Genomic DNA, 24,479 nt, shown 5'->3' with positions numbered 1-24,479 from the left:
AGCAGTATATCAACCCGTGCAATCTCAGTCTCAGCTAACATCATCTTTTGCAAACCGAATATTGACTTGGTTTGATAGCCATGGTCGCAAAGACTTACCCTGGCAGCAAGGGAAAACCCCTTACTCTGTTTGGGTGTCAGAAATTATGCTTCAACAAACCCAAGTCAAAACGGTTATTCCCTATTATCAAAAATTCATGCTGCGCTTCCCTGACATTTTAAGCTTGGCCAATGCCCCGCAAGATGAAGTATTGCACCACTGGACGGGTTTAGGTTACTACGCTCGCGCCAGAAATTTACAAAAAGCAGCACAAGTTATTCGAGATGAGTATGGTGGAGTTTTTCCGCCAGACATAAACGATGTAGTCGCTTTACCAGGTATTGGTCGCTCTACTGCTGGTGCAGTTCTGTCATTAGCCTGCGGGCAACATCACAGCATATTAGATGGCAACGTGAAGCGGGTGTTAGCTCGCTATTTTGCAGTTGATGGTTGGCCGGGTAAAAAAGACGTTGAACAAGCGCTATGGCAATACGCCGATTCGCTTACCCCAAGCTCACGTACCGGTGATTACACACAAGCGATGATGGACATGGGTGCCACTATTTGCACTCGCAGTAAACCAAAATGCGATAACTGCCCTTTACAACAAAGCTGTTTGGCTTTCGCCCAAGGTCGCCAAAGTGAATTACCCGGCAAAAAGCCTAAAAAAGACATTCCAGTGCGCACTACTGTCATGCTCATACCTATGTGGCAGTCTCAGGTATTGATTTATCAAAGACCCTCCACAGGCTTGTGGGGGGGGTTGTGGGGATTTTATGAAGCCGACACATTAGAAGCACTAGACAAGACGGCTCAGCAACTAGGACTAAGCGATTATACACGCGTTACGCTTGAGCCTTTTCGCCATACATTCAGCCATTTTCATTTGGATATTCAGCCTGTTATTTTGCAACTTGCACAACCTACATCATTACAGATTAATGAGAAGCAGCAAATCTGGTATGACTTACTCAATCAACCCAATGTTGGCTTAGCGGCCCCCACCAAAAAATTACTTACGGTATGTCAGACCCAACTTTAAAGAGCATGTTGAATCAACGCGATACATTGCTTAGCACGCAGCGTTGAATTTGCTAGAATGCGCGAAACAAGGTCGGTATTAGCTGGCTTTTCATACACAAGGTGAGAATTAGCATGAGCAGAACGGTATTTTGCCAGCACTTAAACAAAGAAGCTGACGGTTTAGACTTTCAACTTTACCCAGGTGAACTCGGTAAAAAGATATTCGACAATATTTCCAAAGAAGCATGGACTGAGTGGCAAAAGAAACAAACTATGCTAATTAACGAGAAAAAGTTAAATATGATGGAGCCCACTGCACGTAATTTCCTTGAAACACAAATGCAGGCGTATTTGTTCGAAGGAAAAGAGCCTGATATTGAAGGTTACGTTCCGCCAAAATCATAACCATATATGTGGATTTTCGATAAAATCGTGCGCAACTCAACCAGTGGTGCACATTTTTCAAGCAAACAGTCAATAAAGCGAAAATAAATCGCATAAAGTAGTTGACTTGAATGCCGAGAATCCGTTTAATACGCACCCACAACGAAGCAGGCACAAGCCAGCAACGTTAACAGATTTGCCCAGATAGCTCAGTTGGTAGAGCAGAGGATTGAAAATCCTCGTGTCCGTGGTTCGATTCCGCGTCTGGGCACCATTATTAAAAACGAAAAAGCCTCAACGTCGTCCGTTGGGGCTTTTTTGTTTTTAGATAGTCTCAAAACGCGGGTACCGCGACTGGGGTAAAGCCAGTCTCTTTAGCTGCGCAGCAGCATCTGGCAGAACGAGCTGGCAAGGATGGCAGGGCTGGTAACAAACACTATGGATGGGATGTTACATCCACACCGCCATGCTCCTCTAGACTTTCACGTTTTTATACTTTTTCGTCTTTTCTTGCGCGTTTTGCATCGTCGCGCTTTTTCATTAGTTCAACGTCGTCCGTTGGGGCTTTTTTTTATTTTTGGTCGTACCAAGACGGAACGCTCATCAACCTTCCATATTTCAAAAAAACTGGTCTGTCACAGGGAGCAGCGAAATGATGTAGAGCAATGTAATTATTTCTCTTGAATGTCCTTAATTTCTCGATCGTCTTTACCGCTCACCTTCCCCACACACAGCCTTTCCACTATTGAGTAAAATAATCACGTTCTTTCGGGTACCTCCTCCAACCAGCTACGGCAAGCCCTCCCAAGGTTTAACAATAATTAACAGCGGCGACCTGTTACAGACAAACATTCATCCGAGCTTATTGGGATGGAATTTGCTTTGTCTGTTTAGGTAAGTTTCAAGCACTTCATTCTAAGTTGGCTTTATGCGGAATAACGCTGCGTTAGTTAGCTCAGTTGGTGAAAAGGAACGAAGATTTAGAAAGAGGAAGTGCCATCTCGAATTTTGACTAAAAGGAGAAGCTAATATGAGCACGACAAAATACGTTACCGTTGAAGGACATCAAATAGCATATGAAGAAATGGGAGAAGGTACTCCATTGTTGTTATTCCATGGTATACCGACGAACAGGACGTTGTGGCGAAACGTTATGCCACAACTTTCCTCCCAGTATCGAGTAATAGCACCCGATTTGCTCAATTACGGTGAGTCAGACATGCCACAAGACACTGATGTTTCTATAAATGCTCAGAGCAGGATCATGAGTAAATTTATGGGGGCGCTGGGGATTTCACGTGCCAATATCGCCGGCCACGACATCGGCGGTGGTGTAGCTCAGCTTATGGCCGTTAAACATCCGGAGAAGGTGGATGCGATCGTACTAATAGACAGTGTGTGTTTCGATTCCTGGCCTATCCCGGAATTTACTCCTCTTTTAGAGCCCGGCGTGGAGGAAAAAACCACTACCGACGAGTTAGTGAGTATTCTGAAAGATTTCTTGCCTAAGGGCGTCTATGACCAAAGTGTAATGACCGAAGAACTGGTTCGCTTGTATGTGGGCCAGTGGAGTAGCGATCAAGGTAAAGCGGCCATGTTTCGTAATTTAAGAAGGCTTAACAAAGAGTATACTCAAGCCATTGCGGGCGAGCTCAAACACCTGCCCCATAAAACGCTAATACTGTGGGGCGATCACGATAATTTTCAAAAGCCTGAATATGCTCCTCAATTAGCACAGACCATTCCTAATGCATCCCTAGTATGGTTGGAGAACGCAGGCCACTGGTCTATTGACGAGCAACCGGAGAAGGTCACAAAACTGATCAGTGACTTCTTGCAACAAACTGAAAATCACTGACCTGATTAGAAGGCCACAATAACTCGCTCCAAGCGAAGGCTCGGAGCGAGCGCCGCGATGACAGTCGATAGGCCTACCGGCAACAGTCCACTTTAGCCCGTCACTAGTTTACCTATTTTGGTGCTATATCCGGCAATCCCTCGATCTTTGACTCTGTAATTAGCCTTAATTCCGAGGCCCTTTGTGACAACAAATCATGGCTCACACTTATGAACTAAGCTGTAAGCTAATTTTTGTTGAAAGGCGATCTCATTATGTCAGTGTTCACGCCCCCTATTTTAATTTTCTTAATAAGCATTCACAGCTCTACGGTACTTGCCTTAACCAAGCCAGAAATCGAGTTAGCCAATCGTTTCAATGATGCTGTTAACGTCTCTGACTATCTTGTGAGTGAAAAGCTAGACGGCATTCGGGCTCGTTGGGATGGTAGTAGACTACTCACACGCACGGGTAACCCCATATTTGCCCCGCAATGGTTTACCAACGGCTTACCCAAACATATTTTTGATGGTGAATTATGGATTGCCAGGCAACGCTTTGAAAAAACGGCTTCAGTGGTGTTAACCCACGAGCCAGGGGATGACTGGCGAGAGGTAAAATTTATGTTGTTTGATTTACCCGAGTTTACAGGCGCCTTTAGTGAACGTTTGCGAATGCTGGAAGTATTAGTGCAACAAGCGAACCTACCTCACTTGCAAGTCATCCCTCAACAAAAGCTCCATAGTAAATCAGCGCTTATGCAGTTGCTTGATCAAGTAATTGATGGTGGTGGCGAAGGATTAATGCTGCACCACGAAGATGCGCTATATACGCCCTCACGGAGTGACAATGTGTTAAAGCTTAAGAAGCATCAAGATGCTGAAGCCATAGTGTTGGCGCATTTACCAGGTAATGGCAAGTACCAAGGAATGATGGGCTCTATTCGTGTGCAAATGAGCAATGGTAAAGTATTTAAAATCGGCAGCGGCTTTTCTGATCAAGAACGCTTGTCACCACCGCCCATTGGGGCAGTGATCACTTTCAAATATTACGATTTAACCATTAACGGGATCCCCAAATTCGCCAGTTATATTCGCCAAAAACCAAGCTATTAAAATCTTACGTATTACATAAATGGTTGTTCACACTTAATTAGTCGTTATAATCTCAGCAGATTATTTAGCAGCAACGATAAGCAGGGTGATCCCTGACGTGGAGAAAATAGTGAAACGTAAATTTTTATTGTGCATGTTTTTAGGCTTAGCATCGATTTTCACAGCTAATGCAGCGGTTAACTCTGATGATGAAATAAAATCACGTATTGCCCCGGTTGGCAAAGTGCATGTTGCCGGCGCCAAAGCTGAAACAGCATCTGCTGGCGGACCTCGTTCTGGCGCTGACGTTTATGGAGCTGCGTGTGTGGCGTGTCATAGCTCTGGTGTTTTGGGTGCACCAAAATTCCAAAATGCTGCTGATTGGGCACCTCGCTTAGAAAAAGGCTTCGATACTGTATGGCAAAATGCCATTAACGGTATTAATGCGATGCCTCCTCGTGGAACGTGCGCTGATTGTTCAGATGACGAGATAAAAGCAGCTATCGAACACATGACAGAAGGTCTGTAATTAGTTGTTTTTGTAAAAATTTGTTCATAAAAAGGCCACCTTAAGGGTGGCCTTTTTGTAACGAATAGTTTATTTTGAACGCATAAAAATAACTATAAATAGACTGTTTGTGCACGCGTCCTCAACCCATATTCAAATGAGCAATATTCCCGATAACTTATCCATTGAAGAGTTACGTGAATTAGTTCCTCAATTACAACAACTTACTGAAAAATATAAGCATTCAGAAGCCATTCAAAAATCCCTTTTTGATATCTCTGAATTAGCGAGCTCAGTAGGAGAGTTGTCACGTCTATACCCCGCTATCCACGACATCATTGGTCGCTTTATGAATGCCCAGAACTTTTATGTGGCGTTCTACGATCAAGTCGATGAAGTTGTCGACTTCGTGTATTTTGTAGACCAGTTTGACGAAGTAGCGTTGCGTCAAATCCCCGCAAGTGAATTAATGGAAGGTTTTACAGGCTATGTGTTACGCACCGGTGACTATTTATTTTTAACTGAAGAAACCCGCGAGACTCAGCTCAATCAAATTAACGTAAAACAGATAGGTTCCGGTCCTGTTGATTGGATTGGCGTACCTTTAAAGCGTGGTAACCAAGTGATTGGCGCCATGGTGGTGCAAAGTTACGATAAATCTATTCGCTATAACCAAGAAGATTTAGACATTCTGCTGTTTGTTTCGCAGCATATCGTTAATACCGTCGACAGGGTAAAAAGCCGCGAAATGAATGAGCAAACTATTCGTGAGCGCACCAAGCAACTTCAGAACATTAACGAAGAATTACAAGAAGAAATTAACGAGCGCCAAAAAGTAGAATCGCTGCAAAATGCTCTGTTCGAGATATCAGAGTTGTCAGCCTCGGTAGACGGCAACATGGCGGATTTTTACGCTTCATTGCATGAAATTATTGCTCGGCTTATCAGTGCACCCAACTGTTATATTGCCACTATTAGCGCGGATAATACCCGTCTTGAATTTCCTTATTATTCTGATGAAATCAACACCGTCATAGAATCAAGAGAAATCGGTTTTGGTCTCACTGAATTCGTGCTTCGCTCTGGCAGTGCTGAGCTGATTAACCCTTCTAAGGTGAAAGAGCTCACTGCAAATAATGAAATAGATGCCATTACCGCCAAGAATATGATTGAACAGAACAATTCGTGGCTAGGCTCTCCACTTGTGGTAGACGGTGAGATATCGGGTGTTATTGCGATCCAAAGCTATAGCCAAACTGAGCATTACTCGTTACGTGATCTGGAACTGCTGCGTTTTGTTTCCCATCATATTGCCGTTGCATTAGAGCGTAAACGCTCGTCAGACGCGATCCAGGCGTATAACCAGCAACTTACTGAGAAAGTTAAAGAGCGCACTGAAGAGCTTAACAAAGCCAATCAATATCTACAGAAGCAAATCGAAGAGCGCAAAGCCATTCAGCAGAAACTGGTACACGATGCTCATCACGATGCCTTAACAGATTTACCTAACCGCACCATGTTTAATGCTCGATTGAGTCAGGCTTTGGCCAATAAGAAGCGCTATCAACATAATAATTTTGCGGTAGTGTTTATTGATTTAGACCGTTTCAAACAAATTAACGACACCATCGGCCATCACGCAGGTGATTCATTCTTGATAGAGGTCGCTAGTCGAATCAACCACTGTATTCGAGGCCATGATTTGCTTGCTCGTTTAGGGGGCGATGAGTTTGTGATTTTGCTGGATAATTTCGACTCCCCAGAAGACGTTGAGATTATCTCTACACGTATTATCGAATCAATTGCCACACCATTTGTTTTAGATGGCCGAGAAATTTTCTCTGGCGCCAGTATTGGTATCGCATACCTTGAAAGTGGTTACCGCTCAGCGAGTGAAATAGTGCGAGATGCTGACGCCGCTATGTACCAAGCAAAGTCTCAAGGCCGCGGTCAGTACGTAGTGTTTGATTTAACCATGCGCAAGAAGCTGCTTGAAGAGTTAGAAATTGAAACTGAATTTCGTAAAGCACTCAAAAATGAAGCCTTTGATGTCTACTCACATCCAGTCTTTAATATGACAGATAGTACGCACTTATACGATGAATGCAGAGTTCGCTGGGTACACCCTAAACTGGGTATCATGGATCGTGACAGCTTTTGGCAAATTGCTGAACATAGTGGCCTGGTGGTTGAAATGGACAACTACATGCTTAGAGCTGCGTATGCGATGTTGAGCCAGCCACTGACCTCTTATGCTAACAACGAGTATTATAAAGTAGCCGTTAATTTATCAATCCATTATTTAACCCATAGCGAAGCTGCTGTGCAGCTTATTCAAGATATTAGGGATAGGGGAATTGATCCTAAGCGGCTAATTTTTGAGTTTGACGAGAACGATTTAAATCGACGCTCCCAATTTAGTCTGCCAGCGATTAAGCATTTAAAACGATCAGGCATTAAGTTGGTGCTGGACAATTTTGGCAGTGGCTTGGCATCGCTAAGTTACTTGTATTCTTATCCGTTTGATTTTGTCAAAGTCGATCATCGCTTTGTGAAGACTATCCCAAGATCAGAGCGAAATTTAAAACTCATACAATCCGTATACGCCATGTCGGAACAACTCAGCTTTAGGTTAATCGTCTCAGGGATCAGTGACAAAGAGCAAGTAGACCTACTGCGCTCAGTTGGCTGTCAATTGGGTCAAGGACCCTATTTAGAAGCCCCATCTCAAGTAACACTGCCGATTTAGAGCTTACTTTTTGTTCATCATATCCCGCAGGTGAGCAATGCCTGTTTGGCCCTTTTGCTGGCGGGCCTCGGCGCTCACTTTAGGTTTCTTCACTTCCCAGTGAATATCATCAGCGGGTAGTTCGTGTAAAAAGCGACTAGGCTCAGGTTGTATCACTTCACCATATTGGCGACGCTCTTTGGCTAAGGTGAAAAACAACTCCTTCTGAGCCCGCGTGATCCCCACGTAGGCTAAACGACGCTCTTCCTCGATATTGTCCTCATCGATACTACTTTGATGGGGCAACAACCCCTCTTCCATACCCACCATAAATACGTAAGGAAACTCTAACCCTTTAGATGAGTGCAACGTCATAAGTTGCACCTGATCCGTTTCTTCTGTGTCTTCTCCGCGCTCCATCATGTCGCGCAGAATGAGTCTGTTGACCACCTCTTGTAGGCTCATAGGTGGGTCTAGCTCTCCACCTTCAAGCATATCGCTAACCCAGCCAAATAACGTACTGATGTTGCCCATGCCCATTTCGGCCGCTTTAGGGCTGGTACTGCTTTCATAGAGCCACTCTTCGTAACCCATGTCTTTAATCATTTGGCGGATGGCTGCAATACTGTCGCTTCGTTTTATTTCATCAGACAGTTCCACTATCCAGCGGGCGAATCGCTCTACCGACTCAAGAGACTTACCGGATATCACGGTGCTCAACATCGGCGAACACGCCGCTTCAAACATACTAATGTGATTTTCGTTCGCGTAATTTCCAAGCTTTTCTAACGTGACGCGTCCTATACCGCGGGTGGGTGTGTTGATGATGCGCAACAGGGCATTATCATCATCTTGATTCACCAATAGGCGTAAGTACGCCATGATGTCTTTCACTTCAGTCCGCCCAAAAAACGAAGTGCCACCATTTATTTTATAAGGGATACGGTTGGCCATAAGGACTTTTTCAAACAAGCGAGATTGGAAGTTTCCTCGATATAAAATGGCGTAATCTTTGAAACTTGTACCTTGCATAAACTTGTGAGCAATAAGTTCAGCGACCACCCTCTCGGCCTCATGTTCTTCATTTTTAGCAGTGATGATGCGAAGCTCACTACCGTAGCCTAATTCAGAGAATAACTTCTTCTCAAACACATGCGGGTTGTTTTGGATCAGAATATTGGCGCAATGCAAAATGCGCCCTGATGAACGATAGTTTTGCTCAAGCTTAATCACCCTCAAGTCAGGGAAATCTTTGCTCAATAACACCAAGTTCTGTGGCCTAGCCCCACGCCACGAATAAATCGACTGATCATCGTCCCCAACCACGGTGAAGCGCGCACGCTGACCCACCAATAAGCGCACTAACTCGTATTGACTGGTGTTGGTATCCTGATATTCATCCACCAACAAATAACGAATTCGGCTTTGCCATTTCTGGCGCACTGTTTCATTGTGCTTGAGCAATAAAGTCGGTAACAGGATCAAATCATCAAAATCTAACGCATTGTACGCCCGTAAGTGATTTTGATAACGCTGGTAAAACTCAGCAAACTCCGCTTCCCCCGCTGAGGACGTGCGTTTAAGTAATTGCTCTGGCAGCAACAAATCATTCTTCCAATTAGAAATGCAGCTTTGCAATAGTTGCAGTTGTTCTTTGTCGCCGCCCAGCTCCACATCGGTCAAATCCTTGAGCAGCGCCATACTGTCTTTATCATCAAATAAGGAAAACCCTGCTTTTAAGCCTAGGGTTTTTACTTCAGTTTTGATAATTCTCAGGCCCAAAGTATGGAAAGTAGAGACCTTTAGCCCACGAGCTTCTTTTCGCCCAAGCGTTTGCGCCACACGCTCTTTCATTTCTCGCGAAGCTTTATTGGTAAAGGTAACGGCGGCGATATAGCGCGCAGGAATATCGCATTCGCGCACTAGATACGCAATCTTATTGGTAATAACACGGGTTTTACCACTACCAGCGCCCGCCAGCACTAAGCAAGGGCCAGAGATGTAATTTACCGCGTCGTTTTGGCCGGGGTTGAGTTTCATGCAATTCACTTTTGTATTGGGCAGCGAATTGTAATATTAAACCCCCTATGAAGGCGAATAATCCGCAACAAAATCTGTCTGTATGAAAACTGATAGTTGATTAACTGAGCGTATCGTTTTTATGCTGCTAAGCGCTTTGGTATTCGCTACAATAAGGCATCATCATTATCATGGAGCCACCGATGCTTGATCCTAAAAAATTAGAGGATATTGCCAAACAAATTACCGAAGCTATTCCTCCTGGTGTAAAAACCATGGCTGAAGGTGCAGAGTCGAAGGTAAAGCAGGTTTTACAAAGTCAGCTGAACAAATTGGATTTTGTCAGCCGTGAAGAGTTTGAGATTCAAAGCAATGTACTTATTCGCACCAGAGAAAAGCTTGCCGTATTAGAAGCTAAGCTTGAGGCGCTAGAAAAAAGTCTACAAGAAAAATAGGCCTATTAACGGCCCTTTTGTAGTTGGCCCAACTCGTTTTTAAGGCTGTTGACCACAACGAGTAAATCTTCTGCTGAATGTTCAGTCTCCTGAGCCCCACGCATAGTGGACTCAGAAATCGCCGTTATCTCGGCCACTTGCGATGCAACAGAGCAGGTTACGTCAGACTGCTGTGTTGCCAAATGTGAAATTTCACCGCTCATATCATTAATGGTGCTTATCACCTCAGTGATACGCTGTAAGGATGCTTCAACCACAGCGCTTTCTTCAACGCTGACATCCATTTGAACACGGCTTTGCTCCATGCTCAGCTCGGTGTCTTTTGTTGCTTGTTGTAGCTTGCTAATGATGTCATGAATTTGATTCGTTTGGTCTTGCGTGCGTTGAGCCAACGTTCTCACTTCATCTGCTACGACCGCAAAACCCCGACCATGCTCCCCCGCCCGTGCGGCTTCGATTGCGGCGTTTAGCGCCAGTAAATTAGTTTGTTCAGCAATTCCGTTAATCGCACTGGATACCTGACCTATATTTTTGCTGTCTTCCACCAATCTATTTAACGCTTCTTGTGAGCGGCTAGACTCCGTTTGCATATCACGCATCACTGATTGTAAGCGACTAACGAGTTGCTTGCCCTGCTGCGCTTCATTGTGGGCAACCTCAGCTGATTCGGTGGCAGTACCTGAGTTGTTATCCACGGCTTGTGCCACTTCGGTCAATTGTGTCATGGAGTGAGAAATAAGTTCGGTGCCGGATTTTTGCTCCGTTACATCGACTTTGGTTTTTGCTGTGATCCCTTTCAAATTTAGAGCAGATTGGCTCAGGGCATCTATCGCATCACTGATGCGAGCAACTAATGTTTGTAAGTTCTCAGTCATGTGATTCATATCACTGGCGATATCACGCATTTCATCTTTGCCTGACACGCTGACTCTTGAACTTAAATCCCCATCAGCGACACTGTGCACCGCATGCACTACGTTTTTAATGTTCTCAGTAACGGACAAATACATGCCGATAAATAAATACACGGCTAGCAATACCGCAATCACTGAGACGCTCAAAATCACATTGTTTTTAAACTGCGCTTGCTCAATTCTGTGTTCCAGCAAACCATCAAGGATCGGCACGAGAGAAGTAGCAAAGTCACTCAGTTGCTGATTGAGTGATGTGCTCGACAAAAGCAACGTATTGGTAGCGATATTGATATTATCTGGATCAAGAATTTGCTGCTGAACAGTGCGCTGATATGCGACTAAATTGCGCTGCAGCGATAACCATTGCTCCCCTGCCGTTTTTTCAATCTCTTGATTAGCTTGCAAACTTACTTGAATACTTTGCTCAAGTCCTTTTAGCATAACAGGTAGTTTTTGATTTGCGTTAGACAAGCCAATGTAGGTATCAGGGGTAAAGCTACCGGCTTGAGTCACCTTTAACGCTAACGCGGCGGTCATGGACAATTGATCTTGCATTAACGGTAAGCTGCGCACCAAGGTAGTAATCAAATAGCTGGTATCCAACGCCAAATCTAACTCTAGGTTAGTGGCGTCGGCAATCGCTTGAGATAAACCAGCAAGAGATTTAATCGCCTCTTGCAAATCTGCCTTTTCCAAGGCTTGTTGATAATGTTCAGCAGCGCTATTCACGCGCTTAGATGCCAAGGCGCTCAGAGATGCCTGATGATCGCTTAGGGAAGTGGTGAACGAAGAATGGGTATCAATGAGGCTCACCGCCAATGCATGTTGTTCATCTTGCAGTGCACTAACAAGCGCTACGCCTTGGCGTTCTTTGCTCATAAAACGAATATCATCGCCATACTCATATTGCAGCAACGCTAAGCTTAAAATCAGTGGTACCAGAAAAATAAAACTGATAATGGTAAATTTGACTGAATAACGAAATTGCGACATTAACGTTTTGGCCGGATGGCAAATAGTGCCCACTAAGTTACTCATATCACTATCTCCAGTACGTGTGATGTCAATTAAGAAGTTACATAAAATAATGTCCAGCTATGCCAAGGGCGATAGCCATGCCCACATAATTATTGTTTAGAAACGCGCTAAAACAGGCTTGCCTTGCACGTCCACTAATCAAGCGTTGTTGATGGATAAACAACACTGAGGCCAGCAACACTCCCACGTAAAACGACAGCGTAAAACCTAAGTATTGGCCCATTCCTAACAACATCACGACAACGCTTAGTTGCAGCAAGCCAATGATCAACCTATCGTATTGACCGAACAACACCGCAGTTGATTTCACCCCAATTTGCAAATCGTCATTTCTATCGACCATGGCATACTGGGTATCGTAAGCCACAGTCCACAAGACGTTAATGGCAAACAACCACCAAGCAATAGCGGGTACCGCCTCAGTTACCGCCATAAAAGCCATAGGAATTGCCCAACCAAACGCTGCACCCAACACCACCTGGGGGAAATGGGTATAGCGTTTCATAAAGGGATAAACACTGGCTAACGCGAGCGCCCCTAAAGACAAAACAATGGTCTGCCAATTTAAGGCCAGTACGAGTAAAAAAGCCACCCCGACTAAAGTCGCAAATAACCCTAAGGCTTGTTTCTCAGTCACTACACCACTGACTAGCGGCCGAGCTTTGGTTCGGTCAACTTTGCCATCTACCTTGCGATCTGCATAATCGTTGATGACACACCCTGCTGAGCGCATAACAAAAACACCAGCCATAAAAATGCCGGTAATATGCCAAGGTGGTAATCCTTGTGCCGCGATCATTAACGCCCATAGCGTCGGCCACAGTAGCAGGTAACTCCCTACCGGTTTATCCGCTCGCATTAATAGCCAGAAGCCTTGTAATACCGAGCGACTCAATAATTTATCGGTCAAAATTTGAATCTCTGTATGCCGGAGCCTTAGGTAAAAACAATTCAGCAACCATCATGGCATATTGTTGGTAGCAAAACACCGAGCGCCGCCCCCAAATCTCCGTTAATGGCGGCAAACCGTATTCGTGTAAAAAGGCTTCGTCCGGTTGTAAGCACATTAATTGAAAAGGCTGACGCTTAAAGCGATCGTCATTAAAAATTAAATGCCCCAAAGGTTTATCACCGAGCTCTAAAAAGTCAGCCTCACACAAAGCTTGAGGAATAATCGAGCGGGCAAATACCCACGGTTGATTATCTCCATGTAAAATAACCTCTCGGACCTGCCAGTTCTCTTTTTGTTGAGACATTTTAGAAACGCCGAGCTGAATATACTCTGCAGGTGTCGCTAACTCCTGACGCTGGCTAACAAGCTGCACTTTGAAGTCGTTACAACGCGTTTGCAGGCGTTGCGTTAATGAGCCTGTATTCAGTAGCCAACTTTCTAAATGAGCATTAGGGATCGACAACCGCCCTTGATTACTCCAAGTAACGTCGCCTAAAGGGAAAGCATGTGAGATAGTCTTTTGCATAACTCACCATAATATCAACTGAAGTAGCTAGACTAAAGAGTGAATAAATAGTTTTAACGATTCTGTGAAATCTTGATAAGCTATTGACACAAAGGAAATTAATATTACGCAAATTCAAGAGGTAGAAATGAGCATTGTCAGATTATTTGGTACTTGCCTAGTATTGCTTAGTACTCTGCTCAGTCCCTCTTTTGCTCAAGAAGCACCAAGCAAGCAATTCGCCTATTTTGGCTTGGAACCCGACATAGTAACAAACTACCTTGGGACCAGTAATCGTAAGCTCGGTTATGTGCGGATTACTGTTGAGTTAATGCTTGAAGATGTGGACGCTCTAGAACAAGCAGATCATCACTCACCGTTACTACGCGCCACTGCCATTGAGATCTTAGGTCGCCAGCCCGAGGAGCGGGTAAAATCGCTCACCGGCCGAGAAGATATTCGCCGCACTTTTCTTGATACCATGCGCAAGTTAATGAAAAAAGAAACCGGCTCGAACATGATCAAAGATGTTATTTTCACAAAATACATCTATTACGGTTAAGTGTAATTAGCTGTTAATACTTCGTTTATTTACTGCAGATCGGCTGAGTATAAAAGCAAAGGCACAGCCACTGATTAAGCCGACAGTATGCGCAGTATTTGCCATGCTAACCCACAATACATCTGCATAACCCACCACCAACCATACTAACAAGAAACCGACCATAGGCTTAGGCATCATAAGCCCCCAAGATGGGCGCAGCCACCCTAACCACCACACGCAACCAACCAAAGCATAAACCACACCTGACAGGCCACCAAAATGCTCGCCACTAACCAATAGCTGGCCAACATTGGATAGTAACGCTGAGGATAAGAATAAGATGATAAGCGTAGTTTTCCCTAAAAGCCTTTCTATTTGTCCGCCGAGTGTCCACCACCACAACAAATTGAATACAATATGCAGTACCGAGAAATGAATGAGTGCGGGCCCGATTAACCGCCACCATTGATGATTTTCCATTAGCTGAGGAAGTGGCTCGATCGCCAATACCTTGTACGGCCAAAAAAAGCCTACCATCGCCAGCAGATACACAATCATACAGGTGAGTAACACACTGGTTGTAAAGGGAATATCACGCAGTTGTTGCCAAATACCGCTAGCAGAAATTCCCGAATTTTTATCACGCAGCCTAACCGTCTCGCCGCTATCCCAAGCGGCTTGCTGGTATTTTTCGTCTTGGGGGGACTGAACAAATTCGCTGGCAATATGGCTAGCAACGTCTTTGTCGGCTTCGCTGAGCAGTTGTACACCATGTTCAGCACTATTTACGTCATTTTTATCGACGTAATATTGAGCGGCTATTCCCTGACTATTCAAATAGTTTATGAGTAATCGAGCGGCACGTTCTTGATTAAAGCTAACCAGTAAAAAAGGCGCTGACATAGTTTACTCACCACTAACAAAAGGCAGACTCTGGCGCCATGCTTCGAAGCCACCATCCATGCTGTACACTTCCTCAAATCCTTGATGAAGTAGGAACTGAGCGGCCTGTTGACTGCTGACCCCATGGTAACAACACACTATCACAGGTGTATCGAAGTCTGTCTCTTGAGTGAAATTCACCAAGGTACCATTGGTTAAATGAACCGCGCCTTCAATATGTCCTGCAACAAACGATTGTTCATCGCGAATATCCACTAAACGGGCTTCTTTCGCTGCAAGTTTTTGCTGTGTTTCCTGCACTGAAATATGTGCGAATTGCTCCATTACTTTACCTTTTGCTTACCAGTTTAATATGACTTTGCCAGATTGGCCGGAGCCCATGGTATCAAATCCTTGCTGAAACTCATCGATATTAAATTGATGGGTAATAATTGGCGCCAAGTTTAAACCACCTTGAATGAGGCTCGCCATCTTGTACCAGGTTTCGAACATCTCTCGGCCATAAATGCCTTTGATCACTAGCCCTTTAAAAATGACTTTATTCCAATCAACAGCCACATCGCCTGAAGGAATACCTAACATGGCCACTTTTCCGCCGTGATTCATTTTATCGAGCATATCGCGAAATGCTGCTGGCACGCCCGACATTTCAAGCCCAACGTCGAAGCCTTCAGACATGCCTAAATCATTCATAACGTCTTTCAGGCTCTCTTTAGCCACGTTCACAGCGCGCGAGGCACCCATTTTACGAGCCAAATCTAGGCGGTATTCATTTACATCAGTAATGACGACGTGACGTGCGCCTACATGTTGCGCAACAGCAGCAGCCATAATGCCGATGGGCCCAGCCCCTGTTATTAGTACATCTTCACCGACTAAATCAAACGACAATGCGGTATGTACGGCATTACCAAAGGGGTCAAAAATAGCAGCGAGGTCATCAGAGATATTGTCTGGGATCTTAAATGCATTGAATGCAGGAATAGACAAATACTCTGCAAAAGCACCCGCTCGGTTGACGCCAACGCCAGAGGTATTACGACACAAGTGACGACGCCCAGCACGACAGTTACGGCAATGCCCACAAGTAATATGCCCTTCACCAGATACGCGATCGCCAATAGCAAAACCGCGCACTTCCTCACCTATTTCAACCACTTCACCCACGTACTCATGTCCCACTACCATAGGCACGGGTATGGTGTTTTGAGACCACTCGTCCCAGTTATAAATGTGCATATCCGTACCGCAAATAGCGGTTTTACGAATTTTAATCAGTATGTCGTTATGACCAACAGTAGGCATTTCGCTATCATGCAACCAAATGCCTTTTTCTGACTTGAGCTTGGCGAGTGACTTCATTTAATCACTCCTAACTCTTTACCCACTTCGATGAAGGCATCAACGGCGCGATCAATCTGTCCAATACTGTGAGCAGCTGACATTTGCGTGCGAATTCGCGCTTGACCTTTTGGCACTACAGGGAAGGAAAAGCCAACGACGTAAATCCCCTTTTGGAGCATTTTATCTGCCATTTCACTGGCTAATTTAGCATCCCCCAGCATCACTGGAATAATTGCATGGTCTTTGCCTGACATAGTGAAACCGGCTTGCTCCATGCGGCTTCGAAAGTGAGCGCTGTTGCGTTTTAATTGCGCACGCAACGCATGCCCATCTGCCAACATATCAAATACTTTTAGGGACGCTGAAACAATTGGCGGGGCAACTGAATTAGAGAAAAGATAAGGGCGAGAGCGTTGGCGCAGCCATTCAACAACTTCTTTTTTGCCTGACGTATAACCGCCAGACGCACCGCCTAACGCTTTACCCAATGTGCCGGTGATTATATCGACTCGGCCCATCACCTCACAATATTCGTGACTGCCTCGACCGTTCTCACCGACAAAGCCTGTCGCATGACAGTCGTCAACCATAACTAACGCGCCATATTGATCCGCTAGATCACAAATTCCAGCCAGATCAGCAATAACGCCATCCATTGAAAACACACCGTCGGTCGCGATCACTATGGTTTGCGCACCATCATTTTTCGCTTTTTCAAGTTGCACCGACAGCGCTTGCATGTCGTTGTTAGCGTACCGGTAACGCTTAGCCTTACACAAGCGCACACCATCGATGATACTGGCATGATTAAGTGCGTCAGAGATGATGGCATCCTCTGGCCCTAAAATTGTTTCAAATAGGCCACCATTAGCATCAAAACATGAGGGGTACAAAATGGTATCTTGCATGCCTAAAAAGGCGCTAATTTTCTCTTCCAATGCTTTATGAATATCTTGGGTTCCGCAGATAAAACGTACCGATGCCATACCAAATCCATGACTATCCAACCCTTCTTTCGCAGCATCAATTAGTTCGGCGTTGTTCGCTAAGCCAAGGTAATTATTGGCACAAAAATTTAGCACTTGCTGGTTATCACCCACTTGAATATCTGCACTTTGTTGCGACTGAATCACCCGTTCAGTTTTATAAAGGCCTTGTGCTTTAGTGTCACTAATTTGCTGTGCTAAGCGATCATAAAAGGCTTGTTTCATGAGTTGTCCTCAAAGAATAGTAAGATGCGCGAATGATAAAGGATAATCTAGCCTTGACGCGAATAATCAAGGCAATTCCTGTGATTTAGGATTGCCGGGAACGTCATCGTTTTTTTACATTAATACTGTATAAACGCAAATGAGCGTTAAAATGACAAATCGAAGTTCTTCCAGACACCTTCCTTTATTTTTGAAGGGAGCTTTTGGTACAAATCATCCTCTAAAAGGGGTTTTGAAATATAATAACCTTGGGCAATATCACAATGCATATCGCCTAATGTATTCAATTGCTCCGCTGTCTCTACTCCTTCAGCGACAACCTTCATACCTAGTTTTCTGACCATAGCGATGGTTGATTTCACGATCTGCTTGTCTGCGCTATTTACACTCATACCGGATATAAAGCTGCGGTCGATTTTAATAATATCTACCGGTAGCTGAGATAGGTATGCGAGAGACGAATACCCTGTGCCAAAATCATCAATAGAAAAACTAAACCCTAATTCCTTGAGCTGATACATGATCCGCAGCGTATGACTGATGTCAGCAACCACTGTGCGCTCAGTCAATTCCAATTCAATTTGCTCTGCACCTTGCTCGCTTTTTGCTAATTGTTCGCGCATAAAATTGATTAAATTAGGATCTAAAAACTGACTCGCAGATAAGTTTACTGCTACTCTCAACCCACTCAGTCCCATGCTTTCAAGATGTGCCAAAATAGCAAACGCGCGCTTTATACCCCAGTAACCTAAGGTGATCATGCTTTCAGAATTTTCCATAATAGGAATAAATTCATCAGGCATGATGTAACCATTTTTCGGATGCAGCCAACGGATCAGTGCCTCGAATCCCACCAGCTTGCCGGTACCAATGTCTATTTGTGCTTGTAGCGCGAACTTGAACTGTTCTTGCTGCAGTGCGTCTCGAATATCATGCTCAATTTCAATATGGCGCATGACCCGCGTGCTCATGCCTTCATTGAAAAGTGTAAAGCGGTCTCCGCCAGCATCTTTTGAAGCATACATAGCAATATCCGCTTGGCGCACCAAGTCATCCACAGTGAGATGTTGTTCGTCACAAGAGGTGATCCCCAAACTCACAGAGGTATAAAAACGTTGAGCGCCGATCTCAATAGGCTCTCTAAACTTAGTCACCAGCTTTTCGGCTAAGGTCATGGCATTACTGACCTCATCAACCTCTTGCAGCACAATGACGAATTCATCACCACCGAAGCGGCTGATCACGTCTGATTCGCGCAGATTGCTGCGCAATCGCTGGGCGACGATAATCAAGAACTCATCACCAATGCCGTGACCATAACTGTCATTAATTTTCCTAAAATTATCGAAGTCCAATAGAATAACGACCAAAGGTTCAGGGTTACGCGCTAAAGACGCTATTTTTTTGCGCAGCACAAAATTCAGCATATTTCGATTTGGAAGCCCCGTAAGCCGGTCGTACATGGCTATATTTTCAAGTTCTCGGGTGTTTTGTTCTATCTTGACATCCATCGACTCAAGCTGTTCACCCAATAAATTTGAAGAGCGTTGGACCTCATCTATTTCATCTAAAAACAGTCTACTATGTGGAAATTGCATGGCGTTAAATTCGTCGTATTCCTTCTGTGCTAAAAGCGGTAAACGCTTTGCAACGATAAGTAGGCGTCTACGCAGCCGCTCGGCCATTAAAAAGAACGTCAGAATACAAAGTGCCACTGTAATAGCTGAGATGATAATGACACCGAATTGATAACTATCATGCCTTGCCCACTCGTCGCTGATATCGTGCACGGCAAGCAGATATGCAGGGTCAGTCACCTTTTCATCAACGGGCAGTAAATTAATCAAATATGCCTGCTCATTGACCACCAATCGGTAGCCTTTATCCAGCACCATATCGAATGTAATACCCCCAGGAATTAGCTTGAGTAATGCGCTAAGTTCTTGGCGTCTAATATTTGAGATGGGCGGCTGTATCTGTGCGTCTCGAAGAGAAGCCAGCTCGAGGGAATGTATATTTGCGACTAAGGCAAGTTCAGCCAGCGTTGAACGATTCAAGGCAGCCATCATTTCCAGCAAAGAGGTGGTAGCGGTCAATACCAGAAGCTCACCGTTGGCAGCCAAAATTGGCATGCTTATAAGCTGAAAACATGACTGTGCACATAAAATATTGGACGTAGATGATTGATTTTGCAGTGTTTGCTGTGCACTCGCCGTTACATATTCTGGCACATGTTGATGATTAGCGAATATGACTTTGTACTCGCTGTCGAGCAACCAAAGATCCTTAACTTGCCAATTCAACTGTAAGTAATCAAATTCTTCGTTAATAAAATCGGCAGTCGCTTGCGGATTATCAGTGATGTCTTCATGCAGGTGAATAAACGACTCAAACCATAACTCGAGACGATTACTCAACATGTCGCGGATCAGGTGCATTTGACTTAGATCTTCATCATGTAACGCCTGATGCTGACTTAGATAATCCTGGTTATTTTTATCAATCCAAATGAAGGTCAACAACACGCTGGCAATCAGTAAAAAACCAATCAATAGACCCATGATTTTCCACGGTAAACTGACGAAGATTCGCATGCTTAAAACCAGTAAATCACTTGCAGCGCCCAAATGTCCCAATATTCAGAATCATTTGTCACCGTATCGGGAATAAACACAGGTGCTAAGCGTGCACGACCTTTTACTTTGTGAAATTCAGCGCGTACTCGCCAGTTAGCATGGAAATCCCATGAAGCGCCAAATGTAATTTGATCTCGATAGGCAAAATAATCCGGCACCGTCCCCCCTGAATTCTGCTGTAAAAGCCGACCAGAGCGATCGTCTTTATCTACATCAAACATGTCAATTCTTGCCAGCAAGGTGACTTGAGGGGTAAGAAATAGACGTCCTTGTACATATATCCCTTCAGCGGCAGTATCCTTGATGCCGCCGTTAGGTAACAGCCCTATAAAGTCTGTTCGCTCCCGCATCGCTTCGGCGTTAATATCCCAAAACTCAGCACTGTAGGTTAAATTTAGCATCAGGCGAAACAACTTCGCTTTACCATCAATGAATACGTCATTGCTACCGGCGTCGTAGCTAAAATCTGTTCTTAGCAAGCTGACGCCCATTGCGATACCCGAACTAAATGGGCTAAATGAGAGACTGAATTGCGTATCAAAATCATGCTCTAACTCACCGGTGGCAAATTCGGACATTAAATTTTCAGTTTGCTCTTGGTCTACTGACGTATTGCCGTAACTCCAACGCATGTCCCACTCACCTAAATTGTTGTGATGTTGAGCGATAAGTGAAATGCCATCACTGCCAAGTGATGCGTCACGAAATGCATCAAAATAAGAGGACTGGGGCAATACAATGGTTGGCATGGTATGGGGCACATCACGGGTGGCAGAATATAACCAGTGATAGTTCTTATATCGCCCTAAATGAGCATTAACCTTCCAACTTTGCGTGCTCAGCAATTGATAATCCAAAAATAAGTAATCCAAGCGCAGCCCTTCATTAAAACGATTGCCATCGTTAATATAAATGCCCTGCGCAGAGACCCGTAGTTTTTGATTGATCCGATACGACGTATTAAGTCCCACCTCGGTCAGACTAAACGACACGTCACCGCTTTCATTTATATAGTTACTATCGCTGGATTGAATGACGCCTTGGGCGCCGAATCCGTGCCAAACGAAATCCCCTGCGTGACTTACGTTCGTCAGGAAAAAGCTAAAAGTACAAAGAAGATACATTACGCGCGATTTGGTCATATTAACCCTCCTTGCTAATGTGCAATTCATGCAGGTTGGGCGGTAGCGATGATGAAAGCACGTATCCTATTGCGCCGGGCTCTTGACTCACCATATCAATCATCTCTTGGCTATCTCTGACCAAAGTGGGTTTTTCTCCTAAGCCTGAATAAGCCAACTTATTCCACGTTCGTTCAAGTTGATAAGGAAACATGCTGAGGACATCTTTACAAAAATTTTGGTGGGCTGGGTCTTGCTGATGAAGAACATAGACTTTAATCGCACTTCCGTCTTCCCAAGTGGTTTGACGCATCGAAAAAATCCAACGCACACTACTCTCGCTCAAGGAATTCACCTTGACGTTATCATTCACGATAACACGCAATTGGGATTGCTCAGCGTAAGCATAATTTACGCCAAATAGCATCACTAGAGCGAGCATAAGGCGCAAACCTATGCGGTGGATATTTAGCAAAAAACACTCCTAATTAAATACCATTTTTTGTGCGACAAAAAACAACTGGGAGCACAACTCCTTGTCTTCTTGATACGGTATGGGGTAAGTATTACTTGTTATTGTATTTTATTACAGGAAATTTTTTATCCTATTCAATGTATTGCGAGGGCTCTGATGGTCTCAAGCTTAGTCGAAAATCAACGAAATACTGTTAAAATACCCGCTGAATCTAATTGATGGCGGTATGATGAAGTCCACTTTCACTCCTAAAGCAAAAGAAAATTACAGCCTGTGGGGATACACCTTGCTGTTGTGTATTTTGTTACCCTTTGTGTTTTTACATTTTTGTTATCAATACTTGACGAAAAAACCTACCACGCCTTGGGCTCGGATCCAACGCTTTGGTGTGAATATATGCACGGCAAAAACTGGTGGGTTGCTCTTTCATTGTGTGTCAGTAGGTGAGGTGGTTGCCGCTGCCAATGTCATTAAAAGAATTCGCCAATTTCAACCTGAGATACCTGTCACTATTACTACTACAACGGCGACTGGTGCAAAGCAAGCGACCGACTTATTCAACGACTCAATCACTCATTGCTATTTGCCAATCGATATTCCATGGATGATGCGCCGCATCCTTAAGCAAGCCGCGCCCACTCACGTCATCATTACTGAAGTGGAGCTTTGGCCGAATATGATCGACCAATGTTGGCGTCTAAATATTCCCGTGTCGGTGATTAATGCACGTATGACTGACAGCTCTATGCGCACATATGCCAAAATATCGGCTCTTTTTAGCCCCATGCTGCATAAATTACATAAAGTTTGCGCCCAAGGAGAGCGCGACTACCACAACTACCAGCAACTCCATGCTCCTGAGCAAACGTTGGTACTGACCAATAATATTAAGTTTGAGCAGCCTGCTCGTCCCGAAGCTCACCAGCAGGCCAAAGAATTTTCTCAGATGTTCAATATTGCAAGTCGGCCGATTATTGTCGCTGGTAGCTCTCACGCTCCAGAAGAAGATGTACTCCTTGATGCTCACAAATTAATTCTGCAACACATTCCTGACGCACTGCTTATCATAGTACCTCGCCACCCCCAGCGTTTTGACGATGTCTATCAGATATGTAAATTAAGTGGCTTATGCAGCCTGCGAAGCTCTGACGAAAGGCCTTGTGATACAGACACCCAAGTCTTGCTAGTTGATGAAATGGGCAAACTGCAAGCCTTGTATGCTCTGGCTACAATTGCCTTTGTAGGGGGCAGTATTGCAGATAGAGGCGGGCATAACGCCCTTGAACCTGCGGCCTTTGAAGTCCCCATATTGATGGGAGTGCACCGGTATAACAACCCAGCAATATGCCAAGTGCTCAGTGACAATGGCGCGTTATTCGAAGCTAATACCCCAGAACAAATAAGCCAAAAAGTCATGCTGTGGTTAAGGAATGAGACACTACGTAAACATGCAGGCAAAGCAGGAAAACAAGTTTTACAGGAAAACAGTGGCGCTGTTAGCGCCACGTTGCAGGCGTTAGGATTTGCTATGAGCAATCATTAACGAGTGCTATTGCAACCCTTTAAACAAATCAACCAAGGCTTTCGCTTCCCGCTCTACCGTGTAATGAGCCAATACCCGTTCACGGCCAGCTAAGCCTTTTTGTTTCAATTTTTCTGGATCTGATAGTAGTGAATCCATTTTTGCTGTCACCGCGGGTAAATCATTCACAGGCACTACGTGGCCATCTATGTCTTCGCGAATGATCTCTTCCCACGCGCCTGCTTGCGTCGCTAACACCGCAGCACTGCAACTCATGGCTTCAAGTACAGTTAAACCAAAGCCTTCATTGTCGCTCAACGCAGATACCATAGATAAAGCACTAAAAATGGGCGGAATGCGCTCAAACGGCAGTTCACCAGTAAAGATGATACGCTCGCTCAAACCTGCTTTATCGATTTTTGCTTTTAATTCATCAACAAATTCTTGATGACTAGATGAGATAGCCCCCACTACAACCGCTGTGTAGTCCGGGTATTTCGGCAGCACTTCGATGCACGCATCGACGAACAGATGAACACCTTTTTGTTTGCGCACACGGCCTAAAATACCGATACCGTATTTTCCACCATAGCCTAAATCCTGCCATGCTTGCCCTTTGTTCGGAGCTGGGGCGAAGTTCTCAATTTGAATACCGTGAGGAATAATCGCATCGGGTGGCTCAGCCAAATACTTTGCTGATGACTGACTAATGGCCACCACAGCGTCCATTTTGCGGGTTAACCATAAGGTAGAGCCTGAACGAAAGCGCTGAGCAGCAGAACTGAAGACCATTTTTATTTTGGCACCGAATACATATTTCAACAGCACAGCTTGGATCATTTCATCTACACGGCGAGCATGAAAAACACGGTACTTACCATTGCTCAGCGGCTTACGACACATCTTCACCACCTGCCAGAATGTCATAGCTTGACTCTGATCAGGTAAAAAATGCTTACCCATGACACGCAAATTAATCAACTTTTGTTGATAAGACATGACCTGCAACATGGTTGAAGTCACACCCGAAAAATTGGAATTCGAATTTCCCAGAATCAACTCAACTTCATCTTGCTTACTGGTTTTCGTCACATCATTTTCCATAGTTAATGGGTACTCACTTATTTAAAATTAATTGTTATGCATTTATTCAGAATCAATCGTTACACATTTGGCGCGAGCCATGGGTGTAGAAGCTCGCATTCATCAGCGATACAGGTATACACT

21 protein-coding genes and 1 tRNA gene are annotated in these 24,479 nt (G+C 44.5%); 10 read left to right on the top strand and 12 right to left on the bottom strand.

Annotated elements, in window-relative coordinates; translation table 11 throughout:
* Positions 1-16 precede the first annotated feature (16 nt).
* The 7 genes from mutY (at position 17) to PATL_RS00385 (ending at position 7,634) form a co-directional block, all read left to right on the top strand.
* On the top strand, positions 17-1,081 hold the full coding sequence (gene mutY / locus PATL_RS00415) for an A/G-specific adenine glycosylase (protein ID WP_011573018.1): 1,065 nt from the start codon (positions 17-19) through the stop codon (positions 1,079-1,081).
* Positions 1,082-1,194: 113 nt separating this feature from the next.
* On the top strand, positions 1,195-1,467 hold the full coding sequence (locus PATL_RS00410; protein ID WP_011573017.1) for an oxidative damage protection protein: 273 nt from the start codon (positions 1,195-1,197) through the stop codon (positions 1,465-1,467).
* 177 nt (positions 1,468-1,644) lie between these two features.
* Positions 1,645-1,720, top strand: a tRNA-Phe gene (locus tag PATL_RS00405).
* A 756-nt stretch (positions 1,721-2,476) separates the two neighbouring features.
* Positions 2,477-3,304, top strand: a complete 828-nt coding sequence (locus PATL_RS00400) for an alpha/beta fold hydrolase (RefSeq protein ID WP_011573016.1) — start codon at positions 2,477-2,479, stop codon at positions 3,302-3,304.
* 254 nt (positions 3,305-3,558) lie between these two features.
* Positions 3,559-4,398, top strand: a complete 840-nt coding sequence (locus PATL_RS00395; protein WP_011573015.1) for a DNA ligase — start codon at positions 3,559-3,561, stop codon at positions 4,396-4,398.
* 133 nt (positions 4,399-4,531) lie between these two features.
* Positions 4,532-4,906, top strand: a complete 375-nt coding sequence (locus PATL_RS00390; RefSeq protein WP_049765922.1) for a c-type cytochrome — start codon at positions 4,532-4,534, stop codon at positions 4,904-4,906.
* Between the two features lie 64 nt (positions 4,907-4,970).
* Positions 4,971-7,634, top strand: coding sequence for an EAL domain-containing protein (locus tag PATL_RS00385; protein ID WP_041713105.1), 2,664 nt, complete (start codon positions 4,971-4,973; stop codon positions 7,632-7,634).
* A 3-nt stretch (positions 7,635-7,637) separates the two neighbouring features.
* Here PATL_RS00385 and rep read toward each other — a convergent pair whose 3' ends face one another.
* Positions 7,638-9,653 (bottom strand): DNA helicase Rep, encoded by a 2,016-nt coding sequence (gene rep / locus PATL_RS00380; protein WP_011573013.1) that lies wholly within the window; start codon positions 9,651-9,653, stop codon positions 7,638-7,640.
* Positions 9,654-9,835: 182 nt separating this feature from the next.
* On the opposite strand from rep, the gene PATL_RS00375 reads away from it, so the two are divergent.
* Entirely contained in the window at positions 9,836-10,087 is a 252-nt protein-coding gene (locus PATL_RS00375; RefSeq protein ID WP_011573012.1) for a ubiquinone biosynthesis accessory factor UbiK, read from the top strand.
* Between the two features lie 5 nt (positions 10,088-10,092).
* Here PATL_RS00375 and PATL_RS00370 read toward each other — a convergent pair whose 3' ends face one another.
* Genes PATL_RS00370 through PATL_RS00360 form a run of 3 tightly spaced genes read right to left on the bottom strand, consistent with a single transcriptional unit; the run spans position 10,093 to position 13,517 of the window.
* The gene (locus tag PATL_RS00370) at positions 10,093-12,039 is read right to left on the bottom strand and encodes a methyl-accepting chemotaxis protein (RefSeq protein WP_011573011.1); all 1,947 of its coding nucleotides are present in this window, start codon (positions 12,037-12,039) and stop codon (positions 10,093-10,095) included.
* 37 nt (positions 12,040-12,076) lie between these two features.
* Positions 12,077-12,949 carry a 4-hydroxybenzoate octaprenyltransferase gene (gene ubiA / locus PATL_RS00365; protein ID WP_081429914.1) on the bottom strand — a complete coding sequence of 291 codons (873 nt, stop codon included), beginning with the start codon at positions 12,947-12,949 and terminating at the stop codon, positions 12,077-12,079.
* Positions 12,939-13,517 carry a chorismate--pyruvate lyase family protein gene (locus PATL_RS00360; RefSeq protein ID WP_011573009.1) on the bottom strand — a complete coding sequence of 193 codons (579 nt, stop codon included), beginning with the start codon at positions 13,515-13,517 and terminating at the stop codon, positions 12,939-12,941. Before PATL_RS00360 ends, ubiA begins: the two co-directional genes overlap by 11 nt.
* A 127-nt stretch (positions 13,518-13,644) precedes the next feature.
* On the opposite strand from PATL_RS00360, the gene PATL_RS00355 reads away from it, so the two are divergent.
* Positions 13,645-14,058 carry a flagellar basal body-associated protein FliL gene (locus PATL_RS00355; RefSeq protein WP_011573008.1) on the top strand — a complete coding sequence of 138 codons (414 nt, stop codon included), beginning with the start codon at positions 13,645-13,647 and terminating at the stop codon, positions 14,056-14,058.
* Between the two features lie 6 nt (positions 14,059-14,064).
* Here the strand turns inward: PATL_RS00355 and glpG are convergent, their stop codons facing one another.
* The 7 genes from glpG to PATL_RS00320 all read right to left on the bottom strand — a co-directional run bounded on the left by glpG (position 14,065) and on the right by PATL_RS00320 (position 21,730).
* The gene (gene glpG / locus PATL_RS00350; protein WP_011573007.1) at positions 14,065-14,943 is read right to left on the bottom strand and encodes a rhomboid family intramembrane serine protease GlpG; all 879 of its coding nucleotides are present in this window, start codon (positions 14,941-14,943) and stop codon (positions 14,065-14,067) included.
* A 3-nt stretch (positions 14,944-14,946) separates the two neighbouring features.
* Positions 14,947-15,267, bottom strand: a complete 321-nt coding sequence (glpE, locus tag PATL_RS00345) for a thiosulfate sulfurtransferase GlpE (protein WP_011573006.1) — start codon at positions 15,265-15,267, stop codon at positions 14,947-14,949.
* Positions 15,268-15,282: 15 nt separating this feature from the next.
* Positions 15,283-16,305 carry an L-threonine 3-dehydrogenase gene (gene tdh, locus PATL_RS00340; protein WP_011573005.1) on the bottom strand — a complete coding sequence of 341 codons (1,023 nt, stop codon included), beginning with the start codon at positions 16,303-16,305 and terminating at the stop codon, positions 15,283-15,285.
* Positions 16,302-17,498, bottom strand: a complete 1,197-nt coding sequence (locus tag PATL_RS00335) for a glycine C-acetyltransferase (protein ID WP_011573004.1) — start codon at positions 17,496-17,498, stop codon at positions 16,302-16,304. Before PATL_RS00335 ends, tdh begins: the two co-directional genes overlap by 4 nt.
* Positions 17,499-17,644: 146 nt before the next feature.
* The gene (locus PATL_RS00330; protein WP_041713103.1) at positions 17,645-20,059 is read right to left on the bottom strand and encodes a putative bifunctional diguanylate cyclase/phosphodiesterase; all 2,415 of its coding nucleotides are present in this window, start codon (positions 20,057-20,059) and stop codon (positions 17,645-17,647) included.
* A gap of 35 nt (positions 20,060-20,094) precedes the next feature.
* Complete coding sequence (locus tag PATL_RS00325; protein WP_011573002.1) at positions 20,095-21,276, bottom strand: hypothetical protein; 1,182 nt, start codon at positions 21,274-21,276, stop codon at positions 20,095-20,097.
* 1 nt (position 21,277) lies between these two features.
* Entirely contained in the window at positions 21,278-21,730 is a 453-nt protein-coding gene (locus PATL_RS00320; RefSeq protein ID WP_232283273.1) for a hypothetical protein, read from the bottom strand.
* Between the two features lie 229 nt (positions 21,731-21,959).
* Here PATL_RS00320 and PATL_RS00315 point away from each other — a divergent pair, with 229 nt between their 5' ends.
* Complete coding sequence (locus tag PATL_RS00315; RefSeq protein ID WP_041713101.1) at positions 21,960-23,273, top strand: 3-deoxy-D-manno-octulosonic acid transferase; 1,314 nt, start codon at positions 21,960-21,962, stop codon at positions 23,271-23,273.
* A gap of 6 nt (positions 23,274-23,279) precedes the next feature.
* Here PATL_RS00315 and PATL_RS00310 read toward each other — a convergent pair whose 3' ends face one another.
* Positions 23,280-24,356, bottom strand: coding sequence for a glycosyltransferase family 4 protein (locus tag PATL_RS00310; protein WP_011572999.1), 1,077 nt, complete (start codon positions 24,354-24,356; stop codon positions 23,280-23,282).
* Positions 24,357-24,479 lie beyond the last annotated feature (123 nt).

The sequence above is a fragment of the Paraglaciecola sp. T6c genome (assembly GCF_000014225.1).
GTDB lineage: Bacteria > Pseudomonadota > Gammaproteobacteria > Enterobacterales > Alteromonadaceae > Paraglaciecola > Paraglaciecola atlantica_A.
This window is presented reverse-complemented; position numbering and strand designations above follow the sequence as displayed.